The following is an 8,177-nucleotide window of genomic DNA, read 5'->3' on the forward strand; positions in this document are numbered from 1 at the left end:
ATGATCTTGTGCCGCCGGCGTATTCCGGCACTGTCTACACGTGCCCCATGCATCCCAACGTTCGCGATGTACGCAATTCCGGCTGTCCAATATGCGGCATGGCGCTCGAACCTGAAGGCATCGTCGTCGGTGAGGAGGACACATCCGAACTCGACGACATGACACGTCGGTTCTGGATTAGCGCAATCTTCACCGTCCCGCTTGCCATCTACGCTATGGGCGACCTCATCCCGGGCAAACCGCTCGAAGGTCTGTTGCCCGCCGGTTGGGCGCAATGGGCCCAGTTCGCACTGGCGGTTCCTGTCGTGCTCTGGGGCGGATGGCCCTTCTTCCAACGCGGCGCGCGCTCCCTCCGGACGATGAACCTCAACATGTTCACACTCATCTCGCTCGGCGTTGGCGTTGCCTTCATCTTTTCGCTCGTTGCGACGGCCCTTCCGGGCATCTTCCCGCATGCGTTCCGTAACGAAGCGGGCGAAGTTTCTGTCTATTTTGAAGCAGCGGCGGTCATCACGACGCTTGTCCTTCTCGGGCAGGTGCTTGAGCTGCGGGCCCGCAGTGCCACGTCAGGCGCGATCCGTGCGCTTCTGGAACTCACGCCGCCAACGGCCAATCGGATCATGGCGGATGGCCAGGACGAGGAAGTCTCTGTTGATGACATTCAGGCCGGCGACCGTCTGCGCGTTCGCCCCGGCGAGAAAGTCCCGGTCGATGGCGAGGTTGCTGAGGGCCGGTCGAATGTCGACGAGTCCATGATCACGGGCGAACCCATTCCAGTGGAGAAAGCAACAGGCGATCCGGTCACCGGCGGCACCGTGAATGGCACGGGTTCGTTTGTCATGGCGGCGACCCGCGTTGGAGCGGATACGATGCTGTCTCAGATTGTGCGCATGGTCGCCGAAGCCCAGCGCTCGCGTGCACCGATCCAGAAGCTCGCCGACACTGTGGCGGGCCTGTTTGTTCCGGTGGTTGTTCTGACCGCTATTGTCACTTTCATCGTCTGGGCGGTTTTCGGGCCACATCCGGCCATGGCATTCGCAATCGTTAATGCGGTCGCTGTGCTCATCATCGCATGTCCCTGCGCGCTGGGTCTTGCGACGCCAATGTCGATCATGGTCGCGACCGGAAAGGGCGCTCAGTCTGGCATTCTGATCAAGAACGCTGAAGCGCTCGAGACGCTGGAAAAAGTCGATACAATTGTCGTCGACAAAACAGGCACGCTCACAGAGGGCAAGCCCAAACTCGTGACAGTCGAACCAGCCGAAGGTCTCGCTGAGGCAGACTTCCTCTCTTATGCCGCCGCGATTGAACGCGGCAGCGAGCACCCGCTGGCCCAGGCCATCGTCAATGGCGCCGAAGAACGCGGGGCGGTACGCCTCGCCGCTTCAGACTTCGAATCCGTCACCGGCGAAGGCGCGCAAGGGCGCGTCGATGGCAAACTGCTTGCAATCGGCAATGCAAAGATGATGCGCCGGGTCGGCGCATTTGACGACGCGTTGAAAGCCCGCGCCGAATCCTATCGCCGCGAAGGTCAGACGGTGATGTTCGTCGCGCTGGATGGCAAACCGGCCGGGCTGATCGGTGTTGCCGACCCGATCAAGGCGACAACGCCTGATGCCATTGCAGCCCTGCACAAGGCTGGCATGAAAGTCGTCATGCTGACCGGTGACAGCCAGGCGACAGCCGAAGCCGTGGCGCGTCAGATTGGCATTGACGCGGTCCATGCGGATGTCTCACCAGAAGACAAGAACCGGATCATACGCGAACTCCAGTCCCTGGGCGCCATTGTCGCCATGTGCGGCGACGGGATCAATGACGCCCCTGCCCTGGCACAGGCTGATGTCGGGATCGCGATGGGAACGGGTACGGATGTCGCGATGGAAAGCGCCAGTGTGACCCTGGTCAAAGGCGATCTTCGCGGCGTTGCACGCGCGCAACGCCTCAGCCACGCGACAATGGGCAATATTCGCCAGAATCTGTTCTTTGCTTTCGTGTACAACTCGCTTGGTGTGCCGGTTGCCGCGGGCGTTCTCTATCCCTTCTTCGGCCTGCTCCTCAGTCCGGTTATCGCCGCCGCTGCGATGAGCCTGAGCTCGGTCTCGGTCATCGCCAATGCGCTTCGTTTGCGATCCGTAAAACTGTAATTTGAAAGGTTACTCTCATGTCAAAATGGATTCTTGGATCCCTGGGCGCGGCAGTCTTCGCCCTCGTGGCTGGATTTGTCTTCATGGTCGGAACCGCCGGTCCGGCGAATGCGCAGGCCATTACGGTCTACAAGACGCCCTGGTGCGGGTGTTGCACGGCCTGGGTCAAACACCTTCAGCGCGACGGCCTGGACGTCCGCGTCATCGAACGCGAGGACCTGACCCCAGTGCGGGCCTCGCTTGGCGTGCCCGACCAACTTGCATCCTGCCACACCGCCGAGATTGATGGGTATGCGATCGAAGGCCATGTCCCGGCCGCAGACATTCGAAGGCTGCTGAAAGAACGTCCGGCCGCAGCGGGACTATCTGTGCCTGGCATGCCGATGGGCTCGCCGGGGATGGAAACACCAAATTCACCCGATGCCTATGATGTGATCCTGTTCGATGGTGAGGCGCAAAGCGTATTTGCCAGCTATGTTGGCCGTTTCCCAGCCGAGCAGGCAGCGGACCAATGACGTCCGAAACCTATAAGAAAGGTTCGCTAAGCCTCGCTGGCACCGTCGCGATGGGGACCGGCGTCATGATCGGCGCTGGTATCTTTGCCCTCACGGGCCAGGTTGCGCAATTTTCCGGTCCCGGTTTCCCGCTAGCCTTTCTGATTGCGGCCTTCATCAGCGGGTTCAGCGCCTACACCTATATCAAGATGTCGAACAAATACCCGTCGGCAGGCGGCATCGCGATGATCCTGCAGAAGGCGTATGGGCCAACCACGATTGCCGCCGCCAGCGCGCTCCTGATGACCATGTCCATGATTATCAATGAAAGCCTCGTCGCGCGTACCTTTGGGGCCTACACATTGCAGCTCTTCGATGTCGCTAAAGACAGCGTTCTGGTGCCGGTGCTTGCAGTCGGGTTAATCGTCTTTGCTTTTGTGATCAACATATCCGGCAACAAGATTATCGGCGGCGTGTCCAAAGTCGCGGCCGTGCTCAAAGTCGGCGGGATACTGGTCTTTGCTGGCGCAGCGCTCTGGGCGTCAGGCCTCTCCTTCGAAGCGGCGTCGTCTGCGACCACTGAGCAGACCGGCCCCGCTGGCTTCCTTGCCGGTGTCGCGCTTGCGATCCTGGCCTTTAAAGGCTTCACGACGATCACGAATAGCGGCGACGAGGTCCAGAACCCCAACAAGAATGTCGGCCGGGCGATCATCTGGTCGCTGGCCATCTGCCTCGTCGTTTATATGGCTGTGGCACTGGCCGTCGGCTCTTCGCTGACACTGGAAGAGATTGTTGCGGCCAAGGACTTTTCATTGGCCGAAGCCTCGCGCCCGGCCTTTGGCGATCGTGGCGTGGCGTTTACCGTGATCATCGCGATCATAGCCACAGCGTCCGGACTTCTGGCCAGCGTGTTCGCCGTCTCACGCATGCTCGCCATGCTGACGAATATGAACCTGATCCCGCACAAGCATTTTGGCATGCCCGGTGGCATCCAGACGCATACGCTCGTCTACACCGTCGTGCTCGCTGCCTTTCTGGCCGCCTTCTTCGATCTTGGCCGGATCGCCTCACTCGGCGCGATCTACTATCTGGTCATGGATATCATCATCCATTACGGCGTGCTGCGGTATTTGCGCGAGGATGTCGGCGCCCGCGCCTGGGTCCTGATCGCCGCCATTCTGTTCGACTTGATCGCGCTTGGCGCATTCCTCTTCATCAAGGCCAGTGCTGACCCGATGATCGTCGTCATCGCACTGGGTTCCATGGCGGCAATCTTTGCCTTCGAAGCCCTCTATCTGAGGCGGATCCGCGACAAGGAGGCGCCCGATCATGCGCACTCAGATTCGTGACCTTCCGGGGATACATATCTGATGCGCCTGCTCGATCGCCCCATAATCTGGATTGTGATCTTCGGCGCCCTCACAGCATTTGTGTGGGAAGCTTTGCAGATGCCATTCTATGCAATGGATCACCTTAGTCACCGGCAGATGATCATGACCTGCGCCCTCGCATCTATCGCGGATGCCGGTCTGATGGCGCTCGCTTACGGTCTTGCGCTGCGGTTTGGGTCGCCAGGCGTCTCGAATCCCATGCCGCTCCTGATCTATGCCGGCGCCGGGTTGGCCGCGATTGCGCTGGTCGAACAGGTCATGGTCAGCGCATCCTGGGGCTGGCGCTATAGCAAAGCCATGCCGGTCATTCCCTGCACGAATATCGGCATTGTCCCAATCTTGATGTGGATCATGGTTCCCTTGTTAACACTCTGGATGGCGCGGCGCATGACGAGGCCCGCATCATGATCCTGGCTATTCTTATCACCAGTTTCACCTTCGTGCTGTCAGGCGCCTTGCATTACGTGATCGTCTCAAGCGCGATCCGGCACCTTGGTGCGGCCACCTGGCATCGCGGCCGCAAACTCGTTGTTGCGCTTTGCGTGTCTGGTATCGCGCATGTCGTGGCGGCCAGTCTTTACGCCCTCGCATATGGTGCAGGCCGCGTGTTGGGCATTGGCGATCTGAGCAGCGAGACGCCTGCAAGCGCGATGGATGTCTTTTACTTCTCACTGGTCAGCTACACCTCGCTCGGCCTCGGCGATATCGTCCCAACCGGACACTTGCGGCTGATCGCAGGCGTCGAAGCCCTGAACGGGTTCCTGCTTATCAGCTGCTCGGCAGCCATGCTGTTCCTGTTCATGATGGATGAGGACAAGGCTAAATCACCATGAACCGTTCGCAACACGTTTTTGTACACCAGAACCTGAAACGCTCTGTCCGATTCTGCGTCATTCAGGGAATGACCGCAGCCAGACGTATTATGGGGAGAAGGGGACGCGAATGACTCGCCATTTCAAGCGCTACGGCCTGATTGCTATCGTCATTGTCTTCCTTGCGGCGGCGATCCTCGGATGGACACGGATTCAGTCCCCCCACGAAGAGCAGGGTCATATTGAAGTCTTGGGCAATGTCGATGTGCGCCAGGTCAATCTTGGATTCAAAATCCCCGGACGGCTTGCCGAGATGAAGGTTGAGGAGGGCGACCAGGTCGCCGCTGGTGACGTGATCGCGGCGCTTGAACCGGTTGACTATGATAATGAAGTCAAATTGGCCCAGGCGCGCGTCGCAAGATCACAGGCAGCGCTGAATGTGCTGCTCGCTGGCGCGCGGCCCCAGGAAATCGCACAAGCCGAAGCGCTGCTGGCTGAGGCTGAAGCGGCGCTGAAAGTGGCCGAATCGACACTTTCACGGCAAATCTACCTCGCTGAACGCGACATCGCCTCTCATCAGGCGCATGAGGAGGCGGAGGCGCGCCGCGGAGGCGCGGTCGCCCAGCGCGATGCTGCCTCAGAAGGCCTCGAACTCGCCCGGATCGGACCGCGAGCTGAAGACATTGATCAGGCGCGCTCGGTCCTGGCGGCTGAACAGGCAGCGTTCGCACTCGCTGAGCAACGCGCTGCCGACACGGTGCTGACCGCGCCCAATGACGGGGTCATCCTGACCCGCGTCCGTGAACCAGGTTCGATCATAGGCGCGGGAGAGACAATCTACACCCTGACCCTGACCTCTCCGGTCTGGGTGCGCGCTTACATCGAAGAACCTGATCTTGATCTGATCCAGGCCGGGATGGACGCAGAAATCCGCACAGATTCCGGACACGTCTATCACGGCCAGATCGGTTACATCTCACCCGTTGCCGAGTTCACCCCCAAAACAGTCGAGACGCGGTCATTGCGCACAAGCCTCGTCTACCGGATGCGTATTATTGCCGAAGACCCCGAAAACCGCCTCAAACAGGGCATGCCGGTTACCGTATTGCTCAGCACGGACAGGACTCATTGAGCGTGCCCGGTCCGCTCGTCCAGATTGATCGACTCACCAAGCGTTTTGCCAAGGGCGAACTGGTCGCGCTCGACGCCGTTACAGCCAGCGTCAGCGCTGGCGAAGTGACCGGCCTCGTCGGCCCGGACGGCGCCGGCAAGACAACGCTCCTGCGTCTGATCGCCGGACTGCTGGTTCCCAGTACCGGCAAAATCACCGTTCAAGGCCTTGATCCCGTCAGCGATGCCCGCGCCGTCCATCGGATTGTGTCGTACATGCCGCAACGGTTTGGTCTCTACGAGGATCTCAGCGTCCAGGAGAACCTGACGCTGTATGCCGACCTGCGCTCGGTTACAGGCGCGGACCGCGATGACGCCTTCGAACGTCTTCTGCGCTTTACCGGCCTCACGGACTTCAAGAAACGACTGGCCGGAGCACTGTCGGGAGGCATGAAACAAAAGCTCGGCCTGGCTTGCGCACTGATCAAGACACCCGATCTGCTCCTGCTGGATGAACCGAGCGTCGGAGTCGATCCAATCTCGCGGCGCGAGCTTTGGCGCATGGTCTATGATCTGGTCGAGCAGGGTATCGGGGTTGTCTGGAGCACCGCCTATCTCGATGAAGCGGAACGGTGCGCGCGCGTATTGCTCCTGAATGAGGGCTCATTGCTTTATGCAGGCTCGCCGCAAGAGCTGACCGACCGTGTCGCGGGCCGAACCTACCAGATCCGTCATATCAGCACCGATCGGCGCAAGGTTCTGAGCGAAGCGACAAAGCTTGACGGCGTGATCGATGGCGTCATTCAGGGCAGTCGCGTCCGACTGGTCCTGGCTGACGGCGCTGAACCGCCGGCCCTGGACCTGCTGGATGCTGGCGATCAGTCGGAAATGGCACTCACACCGCCGCGCTTCGAAGACGCATTCATGGATTTGATCGGAGGCGGTTTCAAGGCCAACTCGCCCTTTGCCGAACGTCAGGGCGCTGCCACCCACACGGTCGATAAAGTGGTCGAGGCGAACGCGCTGACCCGCCGGTTCGGAGACTTCATCGCCGCAGACGATATAAGTTTTGACGTCGGGCGCGGCGAGATTTTCGGCCTGATCGGACCGAACGGCGCTGGCAAGTCGACGACATTCAAAATGCTGTGCGGGTTGCTTCGGCCAAGTGCCGGCTCTGCTCGCGTTGTCGGTCTCGATCTTCAAAACGCGCCCAGCAAAGCGCGCGGGCGGATTGGCTATATGGCCCAGAAATTCTCGCTCTATGGCGATTTGAGCGTGCGCCAGAATCTGGACTTCTTTGCCGGTGTTTATGGCTTGCGCGGCCAGGTCCGCAAGGCGGCGATCGAACGTATGATCGATACGTTTGGACTATCCGATAAGCTGATCGTGAATGCGCTCAGCCTGCCGCGTGGCTATAAGCAACGTCTGGCGCTTGCCTGCGCGGTGATGCACGATCCCGACGTCCTGTTTCTTGATGAGCCGACATCTGGCGTCGATCCCCGCACACGCCGCGAGTTCTGGACCCATATCAATGCTATGGTTGCCAATGGTGTGACCATTATGGTGACGACGCACTTTCTTGACGAGGCCGAGTATTGTGATCGCATCGCTCTCATCTATCGCAGCCGGATGATCGCTTCCGGCTCGCCGGATGATCTGAAGGACAGGGCCCGCGCCCATGGTCTGGAAGACCCCACGCTCGAGGATGCCTTTATCGCGCTTGTCGAACAAAGCGATCGGGAGCGAGAAACGGCATGACACCGCACGCGCCTTTCTCGCACAAATGGCGGCGCCTGACGGGTTTGATCACCAAGGAATCGCGCCAGATTTTGCGCGATCCAAGTTCGGTTCTGATCGCGGGCGTGATGCCGCTTTTGCTTCTGTTCCTGTTTGGATATGGCGTGACCTTCGATCCACGCGAGCTCGACGTCGCGCTTGTGGTGGAGCAGCAATCATCCGAGACGGCGAGTTTTCAGGCGGCTCTTGAAAATTCGACCCTGTTCGAGATCGAAGTCGGTCCCGATCGACGCCTGTTTGAGAGAGATCTGTCGCTTGGCAAGATTGGTGGTTTGATCGTCCTGCCTGCCGATTTTTCTGCGAAGGCGTTTCGCGCGGACAGCGCACCCATCCAGGTCATCGTTGACGGGAGCGACCCGAATACCGCTTATCTCGTCAGCGGTTATGTTGAGCTCTTATGGGGTAACTGGCTGGAACAGGAATGGATCA

The 8,177-nt window shown here is 59.8% G+C and carries 8 protein-coding genes; all 8 read left to right on the forward strand.

Annotated elements, in window-relative coordinates; genetic code table 11:
- Positions 1-2,144 (forward strand): copper-transporting P-type ATPase (locus tag HOC_RS19505; RefSeq protein ID WP_035541789.1); only part of this gene is annotated, 2,144 nt, incomplete at its 5' end.
- A 17-nt stretch (positions 2,145-2,161) separates the two neighbouring features.
- Positions 2,162-2,659 carry a DUF411 domain-containing protein gene (locus HOC_RS19510; protein WP_035541791.1) on the forward strand — a complete coding sequence of 166 codons (498 nt, stop codon included), beginning with the start codon at positions 2,162-2,164 and terminating at the stop codon, positions 2,657-2,659.
- Positions 2,656-3,987, forward strand: a complete 1,332-nt coding sequence (locus tag HOC_RS19515; RefSeq protein ID WP_035541794.1) for an APC family permease — start codon at positions 2,656-2,658, stop codon at positions 3,985-3,987. The genes HOC_RS19510 and HOC_RS19515 overlap by 4 nt, the downstream gene beginning before the upstream one ends.
- Positions 3,988-4,008: 21 nt before the next feature.
- Entirely contained in the window at positions 4,009-4,437 is a 429-nt protein-coding gene (locus HOC_RS19520) for a hypothetical protein (protein ID WP_035541797.1), read from the forward strand.
- Complete coding sequence (locus HOC_RS19525; RefSeq protein ID WP_035541800.1) at positions 4,434-4,862, forward strand: potassium channel family protein; 429 nt, start codon at positions 4,434-4,436, stop codon at positions 4,860-4,862. Before HOC_RS19520 ends, HOC_RS19525 begins: the two co-directional genes overlap by 4 nt.
- 109 nt (positions 4,863-4,971) lie before the next feature.
- On the forward strand, positions 4,972-5,973 hold the full coding sequence (locus tag HOC_RS19530; RefSeq protein WP_035541803.1) for an HlyD family secretion protein: 1,002 nt from the start codon (positions 4,972-4,974) through the stop codon (positions 5,971-5,973).
- A 2-nt stretch (positions 5,974-5,975) separates the two neighbouring features.
- The gene (locus HOC_RS19535; RefSeq protein WP_241767097.1) at positions 5,976-7,709 is read left to right on the forward strand and encodes an ATP-binding cassette domain-containing protein; all 1,734 of its coding nucleotides are present in this window, start codon (positions 5,976-5,978) and stop codon (positions 7,707-7,709) included.
- A partial coding sequence (locus HOC_RS19540) for an ABC transporter permease (RefSeq protein ID WP_035541810.1) occupies positions 7,706-8,177 on the forward strand: 472 nt, incomplete at its 3' end. The genes HOC_RS19535 and HOC_RS19540, both read left to right, overlap by 4 nt.

It is taken from the genome of Hyphomonas oceanitis SCH89, from assembly GCF_000685295.1.
Classification (GTDB): domain Bacteria; phylum Pseudomonadota; class Alphaproteobacteria; order Caulobacterales; family Hyphomonadaceae; genus Hyphomonas; species Hyphomonas oceanitis.

What these genes read in the sequence shown, in the direction of transcription:
- HOC_RS19510 (WP_035541791.1), top strand. Translation starts at nt 2,162, where the DNA reads ATGTCAAAATGGATTCTTGGATCCCTGGGCGCGGCAGTCTTCGCCCTC.
- HOC_RS19515 (WP_035541794.1), top strand. Translation starts at nt 2,656, where the DNA reads ATGACGTCCGAAACCTATAAGAAAGGTTCGCTAAGCCTCGCTGGCACC.
- HOC_RS19520 (WP_035541797.1), top strand. Translation starts at nt 4,009, where the DNA reads ATGCGCCTGCTCGATCGCCCCATAATCTGGATTGTGATCTTCGGCGCC.
- HOC_RS19525 (WP_035541800.1), top strand. Translation starts at nt 4,434, where the DNA reads ATGATCCTGGCTATTCTTATCACCAGTTTCACCTTCGTGCTGTCAGGC.
- HOC_RS19530 (WP_035541803.1), top strand. Translation starts at nt 4,972, where the DNA reads ATGACTCGCCATTTCAAGCGCTACGGCCTGATTGCTATCGTCATTGTC.